This window comes from Brenneria izbisi, from assembly GCF_025840185.1.
Classification (GTDB): domain Bacteria; phylum Pseudomonadota; class Gammaproteobacteria; order Enterobacterales; family Enterobacteriaceae; genus Brenneria; species Brenneria izbisi.
Genome location: NZ_JAMPJU010000003.1, coordinates 164,896 through 183,647, shown reverse-complemented (window position 1 = coordinate 183,647; position 18,752 = coordinate 164,896). Strand labels below are relative to the sequence as shown.

Sequence of the window (18,752 nt, the reverse complement as noted above, 5' to 3'; positions counted from 1 at the left end):
AAATGTTAAAGACAAAAAAAATACTCTGGGTCATCTCTCCATCGTTGTTCGCCGCCTACGTTCCGGGGACTGTTCAGGCGCAGTCAGCCGATGATCAGATGGTGGTCAGCGCCAGCCGTACTCTGCGTACTGTCGAGCAGATGGCGCAAACCACCTGGGTCATAGACGGCAGTCAAATCGAGCAGCAAGTACAAGGCGGTAAAGAACTGAAAGATGTGCTGGCGCAATTGATTCCGGGTCTGGACGTCAGCAGCCAGAGCAGGACAAACTACGGCATGAACATGCGCGGACGCAGCATTGTTGTGATGGTTGATGGCGTCCGCCTCAACTCCTCACGCTCGGACAGCCGCCAGCTTGATTCCATCGATCCGTTCAATATCGCGCATATTGAAGTGATTTCCGGCGCCACCTCACTCTACGGCGGCGGCAGTACCGGTGGATTGATTAATCTGGTGACTAAAAAAGGACAAGCGGATCGGCAAGTCGAGTTGGAACTGGGCAGTAAAACCGGCTTCGGCAGCCAGCGCGATCATGATGATCGCGTCGCGGCGGCGGTTAGCGGGGGCAACGAGAACCTCGCGGGTCGGCTTTCCGTCGCCTATCAAAAATTTGGCGCCTGGTATGACGGCAACGGCAACGACGTGTTGCTGGATAATACCCAGACCGGCTTGCAATACTCAGACCGCCTCGACGTGATGGGAACCGGTACGCTGCAAATCGATGAACATCAGCAACTGCAACTGGTGACTCAGTATTATAAAAGTCAAGGCGACGGCAAGCACGGGCTCTATCTTGGCGAAAACTTCTCCGCTGTGACCGGCGACGGACAAGCAAGCAATAGCGGCGGTCTCCACTCGGACCGAATTCCCGGCACCGAACGTCATCTGATCAGTCTCCAGTACGGTAACACCGATTTCTGGGGACAAGATTTAGTGGCGCAGATTTACTACCGTGATGAAGCACTGACCTTCTACCCTTTCCCGACACTGAGCGGCGGTACAGTAAGAAGTTTGTCGTCCTCGGAGCAAAACACCAGTCAGTATGGCGCCAAGCTGACCTTTAATAGCACACCGCTTGACGCGCTGACGCTGACCTACGGCGTTGATGCCGAACATGAAACCTTCGACGCCAACCAGATGTTCTTCGACTTGGCCCGCGCCAGCCAGTCGGGGGGGCTGAACAACCAGCGTATCTTCAGCGTTGACCGCTACCCCGGTTATAGCATCACCAATCTGGCGCCATTCATGCAAACCAGCTATGACATCACCCCCATGTTTACGCTTAGCGGCGGTGTGCGCTACCAATGGACCAAAAATAAGGTGAAGGACTTTGTCGGTTATAATCAACAGCAGGCCATCGCCAACGGCACCGCCGCCTCCGCGGATACCATTCCCGGCGGCAGCACCGACTATAACAACTTGCTGTTTAACGCCGGCGTCCTCGCCCATCTGACGGAAAAACAGCAGGCGTGGTTTAACTTCTCGCAAGGCGTCGAATTACCGGATCCGGGCAAATATTACGGACGGGGAAGTTACCAGTTGGTCAATGACCACTACCAGTTGCTTAACAGCGTGAACGTTAACCAGTCCCAAATGGAAGGCATCAAGGTCGATTCCTATGAACTTGGCTGGCGTTATACCGGTGATAATCTGCATACCCAGGTCGCCGCTTACTACTCCATTTCCGACAAATCGGTCGAAATCAACTCATCAGACCTGACCATTTTCGTTAAGCCCAACGAACGACGGATCTATGGTGTGGAAGGCGCCGCCGATTATTTCTTTAACGACAGCGACTGGAGCACCGGAGTAAACGTTAATCTGGTCAAATCCGAACTTAAGTCCAACGGTAAATGGGATAAACTGGATGTCCGCGACGCCAGCGCCTCGAAAGCCGTCGCTTATATCAATTGGGCGCCTGATGACTGGTCTTTGCGCCTGCAAACCCAGCAAACTTTCGACGTTTCGGATGCGGAAGGCCGAAAAATCAACGGTTACAATACCCTCGACTTTATCGGCAGCTATGCATTACCGGTCGGCAAAATCAGCTTCAGCGTGGAAAATCTGCTGGATAGACAATACACCACCACCTGGGGACAACGGGCGCCTCTCCAGTATAGCCCGGCCTTCGGCGCGGCATCGCTGTATGAATATAAAGGACGCGGCCGCACCTTTGGCCTGACTTATTCCGCCGTTTTTTAAGTAAGCACCACAATACGTCGCCCCGAATCGGCAATGATCGGGGCTTTTTACATTGGAATATCCAGGTTTGACGTCAACTATTTAAGACACCGCTTCTCCGACAGGTATTTCCTCCGCTTTTCCCTCACAGCAATAGTTGCGAGGCGATACGCAATCCCTTGCGCTCCGCCACTATTTCGATCCGTAAACAGATATATTTCCTGCTTACTTAAGACATCACGTGTTGACAACGGTCAACAACAGGCTTACCATAACTTCATTATTCAGGATGACGATGAAAAAACACCCAAACAAACATATTCAAGCTGCTATTGAATATGCGCTGGCGCAAGGCTGGAGATTCAAACCCAGTAAAGGTCATGCATTTGGCAGGCTCATTTGTGACACGCCAGACCATGCCGATCACATGATGAGCATTTGGTCTACACCGGCAAACCCGGAAAACCATGCAAAACAGATCCGCCGTCAAGTAGACCACTGTCTGATGATATTGAAAAAAAACTAAGCTAAGCCGCTTAATGAGGAATTGAGGAATATATGACAACTTACCATTTTTCTCTCACGCTATCGGGCGTTACCGCTGAGACACCGGGATTGGAAGATGCGCTATTTTCCAATGGCTGTAGCGATGCCTTACTTTGCTTTTATGGTCACGCCGTCTATCTGGAGTTTGATCGTGAAAGTACAAATTTTGCTGCTGCGGTACTCAGCGCGATTCGCGATATTGAGTCGGCTGGCATTAATGCCCTGGTACAATCCGCTGATGCGGCTTTGGTTGGGCTCAGCGATATTGCGGCATTATCCGGCATGTCACGTCAGGCAATTGCCTTGATGAAAGATGGAAAACGCGGTACGGGCGACTTTCCTTCACCAATCCAGCGACTAAGCGGCGCTTCTCCGCTGTGGAATTGGAACGATGTGGCGGAATGGCTGGCGAAACAAGGGAAAATAGCACAGAAACTGGCTGATAACGCAAAAGAGCTTGCTGCTATCAATCTGGCGCTACAGGTGCGCAATAGCCGCCAACAGGCTGAATTAACCCGCTACAGCGCCTTACTCAACGATCAGCAGGCGCTGAACGCATACTGCCGCTGAGAACTTTGATGAGTTCAAAACGCCAGCGCAACTCACGCTGCCAGGCGACTGCCGGGTGAAAAGTATCGTTACCCGGCGTTTTCATTCTTTCGCATTAATCTGTGCTGCTCAGCCATACTAAAAAAATTTCTATAAGCATCCGTATGCCCTGACTCACACATGGTTCTGAAATAATGTTCAAAAGTAGGATAAACCATCTCTCCGTTTTCATGCAAATACCACAAATTGGGAGAGCCATAATCCAGGTTTTGAATAATCGATCTCGCTTCCCGGTAATATCGATTCATATCCTGCGTGGTTTGATATTCTACCTTTTCAGTATCATGAGCCGCCCTTTCAATACTGGAACAGCCCTGGAGAAACCTGTTGTTAACCTGCTGAAACTCTTTGATTCTGCTAATATTCGTTAATTCAACAAGCATGATGCTCAAAGGACGATAATAGCAGCCTTTCTCATCTCTCGCCGTGGACTCCGACAGCGCCACTTCCCGGCTACCCAACCGGGCTTCAGCGTATCCGAAACTCTGACGAATGTTACTGTCAGGCACAATACGTAAAGACACCCCGCCCTGCTGATCAATCTGGTTCATTCTTTCCCGGAGCGTTTTCGATGCGCCATATATCATTCCGACCCTGTTGAGCAGAGAGTCGATCCTGCCGTCGCCGTCCGGGTTTTTTATATTCGATATGATGTCAGTCCATGCCTTATGACTGCTGGCGGTCCGTGCGCTTCCTTCAGCGCGGCCACCATTAAGGGGCGTAAAATCTGATGCGCATAATTTCGATACACATAGTCCCATTATTTATCCTCACATGATAACTTTAGTTTCTATGTATATTTTCTAATCATACAAGTTCCCGGCTGATCGCCAGAGCAATAATAAAAAAAGCCAGCGAAAGACGCGCTGGCTGGTGAAAAGCACCATTACTCAGAAGTTTTCTCTAATTTTCACAGCTAGATCCAGTGACGGTATTCCTCTTCCGACATATCCTCTATGTGCCACTGCGTCGCCTGCTGTAATAATGCCAACCGCTGCTGAGCAGACATCCAACGCAACCATTTCGCCCGGCACGCCGAAAGATAAACGCGATAGAACGGGTACAACCGGGAAATCGCCATAAGCCACCTCCACGCTTTCATTATGCAAAAGTATCGGCGTAATATAGGGAAAGATAAATTGATGACTTTATGGTCGGGAGTTCCCCTTTTATGTCGTCCAACCGTCTGCAACAACAGTTCATCCGTTTGTGGCAACACTTTCAGGGACAAACCACCGATACAACGTTGCAAGAGTTGGCTGGCGTCTTAACCTGTTCACGCCGTCATATCCGTTCTTTGCTGGGCGCGATGCAACGACAAGGATGGCTGATCTGGCAGGCGGAAGCCGGCAGGGGCAAGCGCTCACAGCTTTCGTTCATTTATACCGGCTTAGCTCTGCAACAGCAGCGCGCAGAGGATTTACTGGAACAGGATCGTATCGATCAATTGGTGCAGCTTGTCGGTGATAAAGAAACGGTACGTCAGATGCTGCTTGCCCACCTTGGCCGCAGTTTCCGGCAAGGCAAACATATCCTGCGGATCCTCTACTATCGCCCGTTGTGTAACTTATTACCGGGATCGCCATTACGTCGCTCGGAAATGCACATCGCCCGACAGATTTTCAGCGGCCTGACCAACATAAATGAGGAAAATGGGGAACTAACGCCCGATCTGGCGCATCACTGGCAAATGCTGGAACCGCGGCGTTGGCGATTCTATCTGCGTCCATCCATCCGTTTTCACCATGGTCGGGAACTGACGATGAACGATGTCATCCGTTCGCTTACCCGACTAACCGAATTGCCGCTTTTTTCTCATATCGAAAATGTCACCTCGCCGATGCCCTTTGTCATTGATGTACAGTTAAGCAGCGCCGACCACTGGCTGCCGTGGCTGCTTGGCAGCGTTCCCGCCATGATCCTGCCGCAGGAATGGCGCACTCTGCCCGATTTTGCCCGCCGTCCCATCGGGACGGGTCCTTATGCCGTTGTCAGCAATAACGACAGTCATATGAAAATACGCGCATTTGATGATTATTTTGGCTACCGGGCGCTGATCGATGAAGTAAATATCTGGGTATTGCCGGATGAACCGGAAGAGATGCCGGTTTCCGTCAAGTTACAGTCCGATGATTCCCGCCATGAACAGTTGGAAAGCCGAATGGAAGAGGGCTGCTATTTCATCCTGTTCGATAAACGTTCACCGCAGGCCAGGCGCCCGGAAATACGCCGCTGGCTGCGGCAGGTGCTTAACCCCATTGATCTATTGAGTCATGCGGATGCGGTTCATCAACGCGACTGGTCGCCCGCGTATAGCCTGCTACCACGCTGGCACCATAACCAGCCAGACACGCCATTGCCCGTGCCGCAAGGACTGAAACAGATTACCTTGACCTTTTATCAGGAACACCCTGAATACCGCATACTCAGTGAAATTCTGCGTAATTTGCTGGCAAGGCATGGGGTAATTCTGCACGTTCAGACCGTCAGTTACGAAGACTGGCATAAGGGAAACAGCGAAAGCGACATCTGGTTCAGTAGCGTGAATTGCTATTTTCCCCTCGAATTTTCCCTGTTCGCCATGCTCTACGAACTACCGCTGATGCAACACTGTCTGGATGAGGATCTGCATCATGATGCGCGACAATGGCGTAACAACGCACTATCTCTGGCGGAATGGTGCGATAAGCTGGTCAACAGCGGGCAACTGCATCCCCTGCTCCATCACTGGCTGAAACTACAAGGCCAACGCAGTATGCGCGGCATCAGAATGAATATGCTGGGCTGGTTCGATTTCAAATCCGCCTGGTTTGCTCCGCCAGAAAACTGAGAACCTTTCCCTGCTCCCTTGAACCCTTTACAATGGGCCGTTCTCAACGGGGTGCGAAAAAGGCCACGCGACAGATTAAACTGACGCAACGGCTTTTCGCTGAGAAAACACCCGTCGAACCTGATCCGGTTAATACCGGCGGAGGGATTTGAGAGTGCTTATCGCTGACTCAAAGACCTTTGCCACCCCATGATCCTCAGGAGTGCAAAGTGTTCATGACATTATTAAAACATTCAGCATCCATGCTGAAGAAAATCCTGCCGTGTTTGTTACTACTATCCGCCCCGGCGTTCGCCAAGCCAGCGCTTACCGTCTACACCTACGACTCTTTTGCCTCTGAATGGGGGCCGGGTCCGGTGATCAAAACCGCATTTGAAAAAGAGTGCGCATGTGAATTGAACTTTGTCGCCCTGGAAGATGGCGCCTCGCTCCTGAACCGTCTGCGCATGGAGGGAAAAAACAGCAAGGCGGACATCATTTTAGGGCTGGACAATAATCTGTTGCAGGCTGCGGAACAGACCGGTCTGTTCATCAAAAACGATCTGGATACCCGTGCGGTTAACGTGCCGGGCGGTTGGAACAACACCACGTTTGTTCCTTATGACTACGGCTATTTCGCGTTTGTTTACAACAAAGAAAAGCTGAAAAATCCGCCTAAAAGTCTGCACGAACTGATCGACAGTCCAGAGCCGTGGAAAGTGATTTATCAGGATCCGCGCACCAGCACGCCAGGGCTGGGTTTGCTGTTATGGATGCAGCGAGTGTATGGCGATCAGGCGCCGCTGGCATGGCAAAAACTAGCGAGAAAAACCGTCACGGTCACCAAAGGGTGGAGCGAGGCCTACGGCCTGTTCCTGAAAGGCGAGGCGGATCTGGTACTCAGCTACACCACCTCGCCGGCGTATCACATTATTGAAGAGGAAACAGAGGATTACGCGGCAGCAAATTTCAGTGAAGGACATTACCTGCAAATTGAAGTCGCCGGACAACTGGCTGCCAGCAAGCAGCCAAAACTGGCAAAACGCTTCATGCAATTCATTCTGAGCCCGGCATTCCAGCAGGCGATCCCCACCACCAACTGGATGTACCCGGTTATTCCCACCGCATTGCCAACCGGATTCGCCACTCTGCCCGTACCGGAAAAAGCGCTGCAATACAACGCGCAACAGGTAGCGGAACAAAGGAATAACTGGATTCAGGCATGGCAACGCGCCGTCAGCCGCTGACCGCCGGTAGCCTGTGGCCGGGATTACTGGCCGCCACGCTGCTGATTTCCGTCGCTGCGCTGGCTTTCGGGGCGCTATGGTTACAGGCCCCCGACCGCCAGTGGCTGGCCTTATGGCATGACAGCTACCTGTGGCATGTTATTCGTTTCACCTTCTGGCAGGCATTCTTGTCCGCGCTGTTCTCCACCGTACCCGCTATTTTCCTTGCCAGAGCCTTGTTCCGCCGCCGTTTTCCCGGCCACCGCTGGTTATTGCGGCTCTGCGCCATGACGCTGGTTCTGCCGGTGCTGGTCGCCGTCTTTGGCCTGCTCAGCGTGTATGGCCGTCAAGGGTGGCTGGCGCAGCTAATCGGTTTTTTCGGTCTGCCATATCCGTTTTCGCCCTATGGTCTGCAAGGCATTTTGCTGGCGCATATTTTCTTTAATCTGCCGCTGGCAACCCGCCTGTTATTGCAATCGCTGGAAGGTATTGCCACAGAGCAGCGCCAGTTGGCGGCGCAACTGGGCATGAATGGCTGGCAGCATTTTCGGATCGTCGAGTGGCCCGCCCTACGCAGGCAAATGTTACCGACAGCCGCACTGATCTTTATGCTTTGCTTCGCCAGTTTCGCTACAGTACTGTCGTTGGGCGGCGGGCCGCAGGCGACAACCATTGAGTTGGCTATTTATCAGGCGCTAAGCTTTGATTATGATCCCTCACGTGCCGCATTACTGGCATTAATCCAGATGACCTGCTGTCTCGGACTGGTACTGCTAAGTCAGCGCCTGGGACGCATCTTGCCGGTCGGCAACGCCCGGCAGCTTATATGGCGTAATCCGCAGGACAGCCGGTTTAGTCAGTTGTGCGATAGTCTGCTGATTGGCGCGCTATTGCTGTTGGTGGTTCCGCCCTTGCTGGCAGTGGTTATCGACGGCGTGAATCTTTCACTGCTCACCGTGCTGCAACACCCCGTTTTGTGGCAAACCTTGTTTACCTCGCTGCGTATCGCGCTGAGCGCCGGGTTGCTTTGCATCGCGCTGACCATGATGTTGCTCTGGAGCAGCCGGGAACTGAAATTGCGTCAACAACCGCTGTCCGGCCAGTTAATGAATCTAAGCGGGATGCTGATCCTCGCCATGCCCGGCATTGTGCTGGCAACCGGCTTTTTCCTGTTACTCAATAATACGCTGGGATTGCCGGATTCGCCTTATGCGTTAGTCATCATGACTAACGCGCTGATGGCGATCCCCTATGCGCTCAAAGTGCTGGAAAACCCGATGTACGACGTCGCAGAACGCTATAATCAACTCTGTCTGTCGCTGGATGTGCGCGGTTGGCGACGCTTAAGGATTATTGAACTGGCGGCGCTGAAACAGCCGCTGGCACAAGCGCTGGCCTTTGCCAGCGTATTGTCGATTGGGGATTTTGGCGTCATTGCATTGTTCGGCAGTGAACAGTTCCGTACCTTGCCTTTTTATCTTTATCAGCAGATTGGCGCCTATCGCAGCGCCGATGGCGCCGTGACCGCACTGTTACTGATGCTGATCTGCTTTACGCTATTCACCCTGATTGAAAAACTGGCAGGCCGTCATGATCTCTCTCGATAAGCTGACATACCTCTATCAAGACGTTCCCATGCGCTTTGATTTTCACGTTAAGGCGGGTGAGCGGGTAGCGATCCTCGGTCCCAGCGGCGCAGGGAAAAGCACACTGCTGAATCTGATTGCCGGTTTTCTGATGGCGGACAGCGGAACGTTGCGATTGAATGGCGAAGATCATCGCTTCACGCCGCCCGCCAAACGTCCCGTCTCGATCCTGTTTCAGGAAAACAACCTCTTCCCTCACCTGACCATCAATCAAAATATCGCGTTGGGCCTGAACCCCGGCTTACGTCTGAACGAAAGCCAGCGTGAACAGCTGCGGCATATTGCCGATAAAGTGGGTTTGACGACATTGCTCAACCGTTTGCCCTCACAGGTATCGGGTGGACAACGCCAACGCGCCGCCCTTGCTCGCTGTCTGGTGCGTCATCGTCCCATTCTGCTGCTGGATGAACCGTTTTCGGCGCTCGATCCGGCATTACGTCTGGAAATGCTGGAACTGCTCGACGAGATTTGTCGGGATCGCCAGATCACGCTGCTGATGGTGTCCCATAATCTGGATGACGCGACCCGCATCGCGCAACGTACCGTATTGATTGTTGATGGAAAAATGGGCTATGACGGACCAACGCTGGCGTTACAGAACGGCACCGCCGAAGCAGCGCGAATTCTGGGGATCACGCCATAACTCTATTGCCACGCTCCCGGCAGAAATGTGATCTCACACGAATTTTGATTTTTTATTCCATGCTGATCTTGTGTCTTTTTCATGGCCTGTGCTTATATAAAGGGGTTGCTAACTATCGATAACAGGATCCCCGTGACGCACTATTCTTCCACTTCAGCAAGACTAAGCACCGCGCAAGTTGACGCGGTCGTTGTCGTGCGTGTGGTGGTGGTGGTCGTCGTCGGCAGCGCGCCGTAACGGGTTCCGAATCCAGCAAAGATTCCCAAACCCCGCCGGCGCCAGCCGAGCGGGGTTTCTTATTTCCACCCTCCCCGCTCTGAAAACGCACCGGCCTTGATGAAGGATATAAAATATGCGTTATACAGGCGCTCAGTTGATTGTCCGACTGCTCGAACAGCAGGGTATCACCACAATCGCCGGCATCCCCGGTGGCGCGGCCTTGCCGTTATACGATGCGCTTAGCCAGAGCAAAATCATCCGCCACGTATTGGCGCGCCATGAGCAAGGCGCGGGATTCATGGCGCAGGGTATGGCAAGGGCAGATGGCCGCGCCGCCGTTTGTCTGGCCTCAAGCGGCCCTGGCGCAACCAACCTGCTGACCGCCATCGCCGACGCCAAACTCGATTCCATTCCTCTGGTTTGTATTACCGGTCAGGTGCCTTCAAACATGATCGGGACGGATGCCTTTCAGGAAGTCGACACCTATGGCATCTCCATTCCGGTCACCAAACATAACTATCTGGTGCGTGATGTCAAAGAGCTACCGCGTGTTATTCCAGACGCTTTTCGCATCGCGCAATCAGGCCGCCCCGGTCCGGTATGGATCGATATTCCCAAAGACGTACAAACCGCGGAGATCGAACTCGATACCCTGCCGCCAATAAGCCGGAACGATAGTCCGCCAGCCATTGATGCGCAGAAAATTGCGCAGGCTGCCGCCATGATTAATGCGGCGCAGCGCCCGATCCTCTATCTGGGGGGCGGCATTATCAACGCCTCGGCGCACCAACAGGCGATACGACTGGCGGAACGTTCAAGTTTGCCCACCACCATGACGCTGATGGCGTTAGGCGCCATGCCGGTGGATCATCCCTTGTCGCTCGGCATGTTAGGGATGCACGCCGCACGCTCAACCAATCTAATCTTACAGCAGGCGGATTTGTTGATTGTGCTGGGTGCGCGCTTTGACGATCGCGCGATCGGTAAGGCGACGCAATTCTGTCCTGAAGCCAGCGTGATTCATATTGATATCGATCCGGCGGAATTAGGCAAGATCCGCCAGCCGCATGTCGCGTTGCATGCTGATGTCGCCGAAGCGTTGGATCAACTGTTGCCACTGATCGATACCCAGCAACGCAAGGTATGGCGTACAACCGTCCACGAGTTGCAACAGACGTTCCCGTTAAATATGCCGGGGGCGGACAATCCGCTCAGTCATTATGGCCTGATCCGCGCAACCGCTCAGGCGCTGACAGACAATGCCATTATCGCCACCGATGTCGGACAACATCAGATGTGGGTGGCGCAATCCTATCCGCTGCGCCGCCCACGACAGTGGCTGACCTCCGGCGGGCTGGGTACTATGGGCTTCGGCCTGCCTGCCGCGATGGGGGCGGCGCTGGTCGAACCTGAACGTATCGTGGTGTGTTTTTCCGGCGACGGCAGTCTGATGATGAACATTCAGGAAATGGCGACCGCCGCCGAAGAAGGTCTGAATGTCAAAATCATCCTGATGAATAACCAATCGCTGGGTCTGGTGCATCAGCAGCAGGATCTGTTCTTCCGGCAACGTATTTTTGCCGCTGATTATCGCTACCGCACCAATTTTCTGGCGATTGCAGCTGGTTTCGGCTTCGCCACCTGCGATCTGAACGCGGCGGACGATCCGCAAACCGCGCTGGCGGAAGCGCTGAACCGTCCCGGCCCCGCGTTGATCCACGTCTTGATTGATGTGAATGAAAAAGTGTATCCCATGGTGCCGCCGGGCGCTGCCAACATCGATATGATCGGAGATTAAGACCATGCCCATTCAATCAAGCTCAAAACAAGTCACGCTGGAACTCTCGGTGCGCAACCATCCCGGCGTGATGTCTCATGTTTGCGGCCTGTTTGCCCGTCGCGCCTTTAACGTGGAAGGGATCCTCTGTATGCCGTTGGCTGGCGGCGACGCAAGCCGTATCTGGCTTCTGGTGCAGGACGATCAGCGTCTGGCGCAGATGATAAGCCAGATCGAAAAACTGGAAGACGTGATTAAGGTACAGCGTCATGGCGAAGCAATGCGTATCTTTGATCAGGTGGCAGAGTTTTATCGCTGATGTCCGGTTCACATTCAGGCGCAGGCGCAGATAACGGCTTGCAACACGTAGTTATCGCGAAGTCTGGCTGATAAGACAGGCCGCCATGGGACTTCATCGCCCTGTGACGGCCTGAGTGGGTTAGATCAGACTAAAACATTATTTGCTGCCTGCGCTCAACGCGGCAATCTCACCATGGCTAAGCGCGCCATGCCAGACCTTAAAAGAGTCATAACGCCCTGCGGCGTAGGGATCGGCTTGATATTGCGAACGTCCGAGGTAGGCGTCATTCCCCGGCCCCAGATGATAGGGCGCCAACATAAACGTGTCATTGCTGCCCACCACCACGCCATTGATATACAGGGTGCAGCGGTTTCCCGCCACCGTAACCGCAAGATGAACCCATTGACCCAAAGGCATGTCCACATTCGACACCACACGCTGCGTGTTATAACTATGAACCGTCGTGATGCCAAACTCCGGCCTGCCCTCTCCGCCTTCCAACGTTAACATCATCCACCGACGCGGGCCTGAGCCAATATCGAACACTCTCGCCCATCTTCGGCGTTCATCCGCGTAAAATCGCGTTTCAATCGTAAAGTCGGCCAGCGAGACAAACAGATCTTGCGGCAGACGAATATAACCATCAACGCCATTGAGTACCACGGCACTGCCGCTCACGCCGCTTCCCCATCCCGCCCCGCCGATCAGTTCGCCATTCCCCGCGTTTTCAATACGGTTCACCGCAACCTGGCCGGATGCTTCATCAAAATCAAGCTGGAAAATCATCTTTGCTTTTGTGCCGACACTGACAATTTTTGAAGCGGCGCTTTCCACGCCATCGATGATGGCGGCCACCGCATAAAAATATTCAGACGCATTCGCAATATCCGTATCTTCATAGGTCAGCAGGTCTGCGATATCGTCGGCTAGCGTCACAAAATCGCCATCAATCGCTGTGGCCCGTTTAACCAGATAGCGTTGCGCATCAACCACGCCCCACCAGGATAACACCACGCGATCGTCGCGCAGGTAGGCCGTCAGGCCGGAAGGTGAAGGAGAAGACGTCTGCAGTTCACGCGAAAATAACAGCGTGCCGAAACCAAGCTGATCGCCATTGCGATTGTTGGTTTCTGGATACATCCGTTCCGCCTGCTGAGCGACATATGGCGCGGCAATGCCTTTACGCATCGCGTAGTGATTGTAAACACACGCCCAGGTCGGTCGGGCGCTGCCCAGCCCGGCGGGAGAAACGCCTACCGCCAATCCGTGCCGATTGCGATAATTAAGCCACGGCAAAGTATAAAACTCGTCGTTCTTGTCCTTCAGATTAGACTTGGCGACATATTCCGCCCCAGCCAGAAAACGGTTATTGTCGTAGCCATACATATCGTCGCCCTGATTCCAGGCCATTTCGCAGAATACGGCGGCAAGGCTGATTCCCAGCGTACAATGTCCCTGATCGCGCCCGCTCTCCTGCCACTGTCCCAGATAACCAGAGTGCACATGATAAACCGCCTGTAGCGCCGCGCCGTTACCTTGTCCGTATTTATAGTAATTGATCGCCTCTTCATAGATATCCTGCCTGTCGCACAGGATACCTGTCGCCAGAATGCAGGCGAGCGCGCTCTGGTCCCAATTCGCCCAGTAGTTAGTGATTTCCGCATCATTATGTTCACGCAGAAAACGTGACGAAAGCGGGTAAAAAACGGTAAGCAGCATGTCCTGAAAGCGCGTTAATTCAGCGGACGACCACCCCTGGTAGGTACGCATAATTTCACCGACATTGGCGAACTGATAACCGTAGATGCCCGCCGCCAGATAGCGGTCGGCATTACCCGTGAGGGTTTTTAGCGTGGATGACCAGGCATTGAGATAAGCAATCGCCTGATCCCCGAAGCGTGCGTCCTGAGAGATTTTCCAGCGAATCGCCAGTTGATAAGCCCGCTGAATATCGATATGCAATTGCGCGAAATTGCTGCCGCCTCCGCCGCGGACCACCGTTTCCAGCGGTCGAGGCGCACGATCAGCCTGAGAGAAGCCGTCCGAAAGTAATGCGTTCCAACCATCCAGCCAGGGTTGTGCGGAAACCGCGATTTTCTTTCTGATTAGCGCAAAATCATCTTCCGTATGCAGCAGACCGGGGTGAACGAAAGTCCGTTCAGCCGCAGCAACTTGCCCGCTGGAGAGCGCAAAGGCGAGACTTCCTGTTGGTAAGATCCGCCCATACAGCGTTCCCATTAACGCGGCGGAAATGCCGCCTTTCAAAAGCTGCCGACGATGAGGCATAGTGACGGCGTCATTTCCCTGAGATTCATCCTTAACGCAGACCTGAGTCTGAAACTCCTTTTCTATCACAGCCATTTATCTCCATTAATCCAGACGGCGGCGCTATCCCCCGCCGTCGCTTGATTATCTCTGTTTCCCCTGGGACGCGCTTTGCCCGCTTGCGCCATCCAGTGAGTAAAACATTTCCCTTTTTACCTTTCTTTTTTACCTGTCACCCATTCAGCACCTGCCACAACAGGTGACGATAAATCGGCATCAACGGATGCATGATCAACATCGCCAATGAAAGGCTCATCGCCGCCAGTGCTAACGGCGCGGCCCAACGCAAGCGGCTAAGCGGCAACCGCGTGCTGAACCAGTCGCGTTTTTTACGCCTGTCGCCGCGCCACCAGCGCCAGCTTAACCACGCCCCAGCCCACACCAGCAATGCGGTCACCAACAGCAACCATTTAAATCCGGCGCTGGCGACGCCCGCCGGAATATCAATGGCGACGCCCGCCAGAATACCCGGCAAAAAATATACCGGCGGCCACAGCAGGCAACCGATGATATTCGGCACGGCAAACCGGTAAGGCGGCAATCCCAGCATACCGGCGACCATCGGGATCAGCGGACGAGTTGGCCCGACGAATCGCCCGATCAACACCGTGGGTATTGGGTGTTGATGCAATGCATGTTCTGTTTTACTGAGCAGCGTTTGATGTTTTTTCAGAAAAGACCAGCGGTGCAGCGGTCGCTTAAATCGTCTGCCGATGAAATAGGAAATCCAGTCCCCCAGCAAACAACCGACAACACCTGCGGCCCACGCGGAATATAATCCCATCTGACCACTGCCGATCAGCGCGCCCAACGTTGCCATCAAGAGCGTACCCGGCAGCAACAGACCAACCAGTGCAAGCGATTCCAGAAAGGAAACCAGCACGACGGCGATCAGCGCATACGCTAATGATTGGGTCACCAGATGATCCAGCCACGCTTCCATAAATCCTTACTCAACGTTGGTAAAAGATGGATTGTCTGGATCTTAGCAGAAACCGTCAACTGGTCATTTTCAGATTGCTATCTCCCTTTTACATAGTTGCAGGGAATAAGCGAAAAACTCTAGCCCCCCAAATACATCTTCTTCACTTCCGGGTTAGCCAGAATATCCTGCGCCTGGCCCTGTAGCACAATCTTGCCGTTTTCCAGCACATAAGCGCGATCAGCGATTTTCAGCGCGGCCGTGGCATTTTGCTCAACAAGCAGAATGGTGATATTTTCCTTCTGTAACTGTTTAATAATATTGAACATTTCTCCAACTATCTTCGGCGCCAGCCCCAGACTGGGCTCATCCAACATCAATAACACCGGCTCGCTCATTAATGCTCTGGCTATCGCCAGCATTTGCTGTTCGCCCCCGCTCATGGTGCCGGCCAACTGGCTGCGCCGCTCTTTCAAGCGCGGAAACAACGCGTACATTTTCTCTTTCAGGTACTCGAAATTAACCGGGTTGTTGTAGGCTCCCATGCGCAGGTTTTCTTCAATGGTTAAATTGGTGAAAACTTTGCGTCCTTCCGGGACTAACGCCAGACCTTTGCGCACAATTTGGTGGGTCAGGCTGTTGGAAATATCTTCGTTCAGGAAATTGACGTTGCCGGTCGATTTCACCAGATTGATAATGCCGTTCAGCGTTGAGGTTTTTCCTGCGCCGTTACTGCCGATAAGCGTAACGATTTCGCTGTTGTTCACCTCAATGTCGATGCCTTTTAACCCCTGAATCAATCCATAAAATACCTGTAGATCATTGGCTTTAAGCATAATCCACATCTCCAAGATAGGCGGCAATCACCTCTTTATTATTAATTGCCTCATGAGTGGTGCCACTGAACAGTGGCTTGCCGTAATCCAAAACCAACACACGTTCGCATAAGGTATTAACGAATGACATATCATGCTCAATCAATAACACCGTTAATTGATAATCCTTACGCATTTTAAAAATCAGTTGCGCCAGTTCATTGGTTTCTCTGGGATTCATCCCGGCGGCCGGTTCATCCAGCAATAATAATGCCGGCGACGTCGCCAACGCGCGGGCGATTTCCACTTTACGCTGGTTGCCATAACTCAGGTTGGTCGCCAGTGAATCGGCATGTTCGGCAATGCCGATATAGTCCAGAATTTCCATAGCCTGCGCTTTTGCTTTTTTCTCAGCGGAGAAAAAACGCCCCATATGCAACGCGGCCTCAATAAACGAATAATGAATGGCGCGATCAAATCCAATAAGTACATTTTCCAGTACCGTCATGGAATTAAATAAACGAATATTCTGGAAAGTCCGGGCAATACCACGGTTCACCACCTGATTCGGTTTTAAACCGGTAATGGTTTCCCGCCCCAACATCACTTTTCCTGAGGTGGGTTTGTAGTTCGAGGTGATAACATTAAATAAGGTGGTTTTCCCCGCCCCATTCGGCCCGATCAGGCCAAATATTTCCGCTGGCTGGAGGGAAAAACTGACGCCATCAATCGCCCGTAATCCGCCGAATTGCATGACGATATTCTCGACGCTGAGAATCGCTTTATTTTCCATGACGGCGCTTCCTGTTAACGTCCCAAATTTCCTGCTTGCCTAATAACCCTTCACGGGCAAATAGCATAATAATCAGCAGAACCAGTGAAAAAACAACCATGCGCAAGCCGGGATAAGACCCCAGATCCTGACCGAATAAATTCAACGGCTGATCGAGAAAACGCAACCATTCTCCGCTGCCGACCACCACAATCGTACCGAGGATCGCGCCAGTCGTACTTCCCAATCCGCCCAGAACGATAATGATGAGCAATTGGAACGTCAGCATGAAATCAAACAGGTCCGGCGAGATAATGGTCAGCAGGGACGCTAATAACCCACCGCCAATACCTTCAAAAAAAGCGCTGGTGGCAAATGCGCAGGTTTTGATTTTGAAAGTATTAATCCCCATCGCAATGGCCGCGTCCTCATCATCGCGCACCGCTTTCATGGCCCGGCCATATTTCGAATAGACGATTTGCAAAATAAACACCACGGCCATCAACGCGATAAAACCGCACCAGTACAGCATATTACTTGCCTGCGGAATTTCATTTATCCCAATCGCGCCGTTAGTGATCTGCGGGTTATTAATCGCCAGGATTTTGATGATAAATCCGAATCCTAACGTCACGATAGCCAGATAATCCCCTCGCACCCGGAATACCGGAAACGCCAGACAGACCGCCACTATCGCGGCACAGACACCGCTGATAATCAATGCGGGCAGGAAAGAGGTATGCAGGGCCAGCACCAGCGCACTGGGCGACGCCATCTCATACATTTCCAGTTTGGTATCCGCGCTCAATAACAAAATGGCCGTGATATAAGCGCCAATCGCCACAAAACCGTTGGGCTCCAATGACAATTGTCCGGTCACGCCATTAATCAGGTTATAGCTCACCGCCAGAATCATAAAAATGAAAACATTGCAGATAATTCGAATGACGTAGTCATTAAATGAAGACTGCAAAATAAATAGCGCCAGCAAGGTAACCGCAAACAGCGCCACATAACCGGTTAGCAGCGAAAATGAATTTGTGGGCATTCTCATCAGAAACGGCTCCTTTCCAGTCTTTCATCACCCATAATGCCTACCGGTCTGAATAACAGAACCAAAATCAGGAACATAAATGCGAACGCATCTTTATAACCGCCGAGCTCAGGAAATACCGCGACGGCGACCACTTCGGTAAAGCCGAGAATAAAGCCGCCAATCACTGCGCCCGTGACGCTGCCGATACCGCCCAATACCGCCGCGGCAAACGCTTTCAGCCCGATTAACACGCCCATCAGCGGATCGATCGTCGGGTAGCTGGTGGCATAAAAAATACCGCCCAGCGCAGCCAGAGAACTGCCGAGCGCAAAAACGAAAGCGATAATATGATTGGCGTCAATGCCCATTAAGCGAACGGTATTCACGTCAAATGCCACAGCGCGGATCGCCATCCCTTGCCGGGTGCGATAGAGAATAAAAAGAATTCCCGCCAGCAACGTCAGCGTTATCAGCGGCACCAGCCAGGCGACATTGGTAATAATAATGCCGCCGAAGGTTACCGTCTGATTAAAGAACGCCGGTGACGCAAAGAAACGCGGACTACCGCCAAAGATAACGTTAAACAGGTTCTCTAAAAAAAAGCTCACGCCAATCGCAGTAATCAGCATGGATATTTTGGAAGCCTGACGTAATGGACGATAGGCAATCTGATCGATGCATACGCCCAATAACGCAGAAAAGAGAACCGCGAATAAAATAGCTGCCCCGAAAGGCAGCTCGAATGTGGTTGATCCAAACAGGGCAAGAAACGCCCCGACCATCATAATATCGGCATGGGCAAAGTTGATGAGTCGTAATACGCCGTATACCATGGTGTAACCAATGGCGATCAGCGCATACATACTCCCCAGACTCATACCGTTTACCACTTGCTGGAAGAAAATGGCAGCATCCATCATTCAATC

The 18,752-nt window shown here is 52.5% G+C and carries 18 protein-coding genes and 1 riboswitch; of the genes, 10 read left to right on the top strand and 8 right to left on the bottom strand.

The genetic code is table 11. From position 1 onward, the window contains the following. Window positions 1-2: 2 nt before the first annotated feature. The 3 genes from NC856_RS05955 to NC856_RS05945 all read left to right on the top strand — a co-directional run bounded on the left by NC856_RS05955 (window position 3) and on the right by NC856_RS05945 (window position 3,296). Window positions 3-2,201 carry a TonB-dependent siderophore receptor gene (locus tag NC856_RS05955; protein WP_264089515.1) on the top strand — a complete coding sequence of 733 codons (2,199 nt, stop codon included), beginning with the start codon at window positions 3-5 and terminating at the stop codon, window positions 2,199-2,201. Between the two features lie 274 nt (window positions 2,202-2,475). Next, on the top strand, window positions 2,476-2,706 hold the full coding sequence (locus NC856_RS05950; RefSeq protein ID WP_264089514.1) for a hypothetical protein: 231 nt from the start codon (window positions 2,476-2,478) through the stop codon (window positions 2,704-2,706). A 32-nt stretch (window positions 2,707-2,738) separates the two neighbouring features. Next, a complete protein-coding gene (locus tag NC856_RS05945; protein WP_264089513.1) occupies window positions 2,739-3,296 on the top strand; it encodes a hypothetical protein in 558 nt (185 codons plus the stop codon). Window positions 3,297-3,364: 68 nt separating this feature from the next. Here the strand turns inward: NC856_RS05945 and NC856_RS05940 are convergent, their stop codons facing one another. Beyond that, a complete protein-coding gene (locus tag NC856_RS05940; RefSeq protein ID WP_264089512.1) occupies window positions 3,365-4,096 on the bottom strand; it encodes a hypothetical protein in 732 nt (243 codons plus the stop codon). Between the two features lie 155 nt (window positions 4,097-4,251). Further along, window positions 4,252-4,416, bottom strand: a complete 165-nt coding sequence (sgrT, locus tag NC856_RS05935) for a glucose uptake inhibitor SgrT (protein ID WP_264089511.1) — start codon at window positions 4,414-4,416, stop codon at window positions 4,252-4,254. Window positions 4,417-4,506: 90 nt separating this feature from the next. Between sgrT and sgrR the strand changes: the two genes are divergently transcribed. The 7 genes from sgrR to ilvN all read left to right on the top strand — a co-directional run bounded on the left by sgrR (window position 4,507) and on the right by ilvN (window position 11,974). Beyond that, a complete protein-coding gene (sgrR, locus tag NC856_RS05930; protein WP_264089510.1) occupies window positions 4,507-6,165 on the top strand; it encodes an HTH-type transcriptional regulator SgrR in 1,659 nt (552 codons plus the stop codon). 37 nt (window positions 6,166-6,202) lie between these two features. After that, window positions 6,203-6,330, top strand: a riboswitch (TPP riboswitch). 77 nt (window positions 6,331-6,407) lie between these two features. Continuing rightward, complete coding sequence (gene thiB / locus NC856_RS05925) at window positions 6,408-7,391, top strand: thiamine ABC transporter substrate binding subunit (protein WP_264089678.1); 984 nt, start codon at window positions 6,408-6,410, stop codon at window positions 7,389-7,391. After that, window positions 7,367-8,977, top strand: a complete 1,611-nt coding sequence (gene thiP / locus NC856_RS05920; protein WP_264089509.1) for a thiamine/thiamine pyrophosphate ABC transporter permease ThiP — start codon at window positions 7,367-7,369, stop codon at window positions 8,975-8,977. The genes thiB and thiP overlap by 25 nt, the downstream gene beginning before the upstream one ends. Continuing rightward, window positions 8,961-9,659, top strand: a complete 699-nt coding sequence (gene thiQ / locus NC856_RS05915; protein WP_264089508.1) for a thiamine ABC transporter ATP-binding protein ThiQ — start codon at window positions 8,961-8,963, stop codon at window positions 9,657-9,659. Before thiP ends, thiQ begins: the two co-directional genes overlap by 17 nt. A 132-nt stretch (window positions 9,660-9,791) precedes the next feature. Beyond that, on the top strand, window positions 9,792-9,896 hold the full coding sequence (locus tag NC856_RS05910) for an ilvB operon leader peptide IvbL (protein WP_264089507.1): 105 nt from the start codon (window positions 9,792-9,794) through the stop codon (window positions 9,894-9,896). Window positions 9,897-10,011: 115 nt separating this feature from the next. Beyond that, window positions 10,012-11,676: an acetolactate synthase large subunit gene (gene ilvB / locus NC856_RS05905; RefSeq protein ID WP_264089506.1), complete on the top strand. Its 1,665-nt coding sequence runs from the start codon at window positions 10,012-10,014 to the stop codon at window positions 11,674-11,676. Between the two features lie 4 nt (window positions 11,677-11,680). Beyond that, window positions 11,681-11,974 (top strand): acetolactate synthase small subunit, encoded by a 294-nt coding sequence (ilvN, locus tag NC856_RS05900; protein WP_264089505.1) that lies wholly within the window; start codon window positions 11,681-11,683, stop codon window positions 11,972-11,974. A gap of 138 nt (window positions 11,975-12,112) precedes the next feature. Here the strand turns inward: ilvN and NC856_RS05895 are convergent, their stop codons facing one another. The 6 genes from NC856_RS05895 to NC856_RS05870 form a co-directional block, all read right to left on the bottom strand. After that, window positions 12,113-14,317 (bottom strand): LamG-like jellyroll fold domain-containing protein, encoded by a 2,205-nt coding sequence (locus tag NC856_RS05895; protein WP_264089504.1) that lies wholly within the window; start codon window positions 14,315-14,317, stop codon window positions 12,113-12,115. Window positions 14,318-14,453: 136 nt separating this feature from the next. Then, the gene (locus tag NC856_RS05890; RefSeq protein ID WP_264089503.1) at window positions 14,454-15,224 is read right to left on the bottom strand and encodes a DedA family protein; all 771 of its coding nucleotides are present in this window, start codon (window positions 15,222-15,224) and stop codon (window positions 14,454-14,456) included. Between the two features lie 119 nt (window positions 15,225-15,343). Beyond that, window positions 15,344-16,039, bottom strand: coding sequence for an ABC transporter ATP-binding protein (locus tag NC856_RS05885; protein WP_264089502.1), 696 nt, complete (start codon window positions 16,037-16,039; stop codon window positions 15,344-15,346). Continuing rightward, window positions 16,032-16,811, bottom strand: a complete 780-nt coding sequence (locus NC856_RS05880) for an ABC transporter ATP-binding protein (RefSeq protein WP_264089501.1) — start codon at window positions 16,809-16,811, stop codon at window positions 16,032-16,034. The genes NC856_RS05885 and NC856_RS05880 overlap by 8 nt, the downstream gene beginning before the upstream one ends. Then, window positions 16,801-17,844, bottom strand: coding sequence for a branched-chain amino acid ABC transporter permease (locus NC856_RS05875; RefSeq protein ID WP_264089500.1), 1,044 nt, complete (start codon window positions 17,842-17,844; stop codon window positions 16,801-16,803). The genes NC856_RS05880 and NC856_RS05875 overlap by 11 nt, the downstream gene beginning before the upstream one ends. Beyond that, window positions 17,844-18,743, bottom strand: a complete 900-nt coding sequence (locus NC856_RS05870) for a branched-chain amino acid ABC transporter permease (RefSeq protein ID WP_264089499.1) — start codon at window positions 18,741-18,743, stop codon at window positions 17,844-17,846. The genes NC856_RS05875 and NC856_RS05870 overlap by 1 nt, the downstream gene beginning before the upstream one ends. Window positions 18,744-18,752 lie beyond the last annotated feature (9 nt).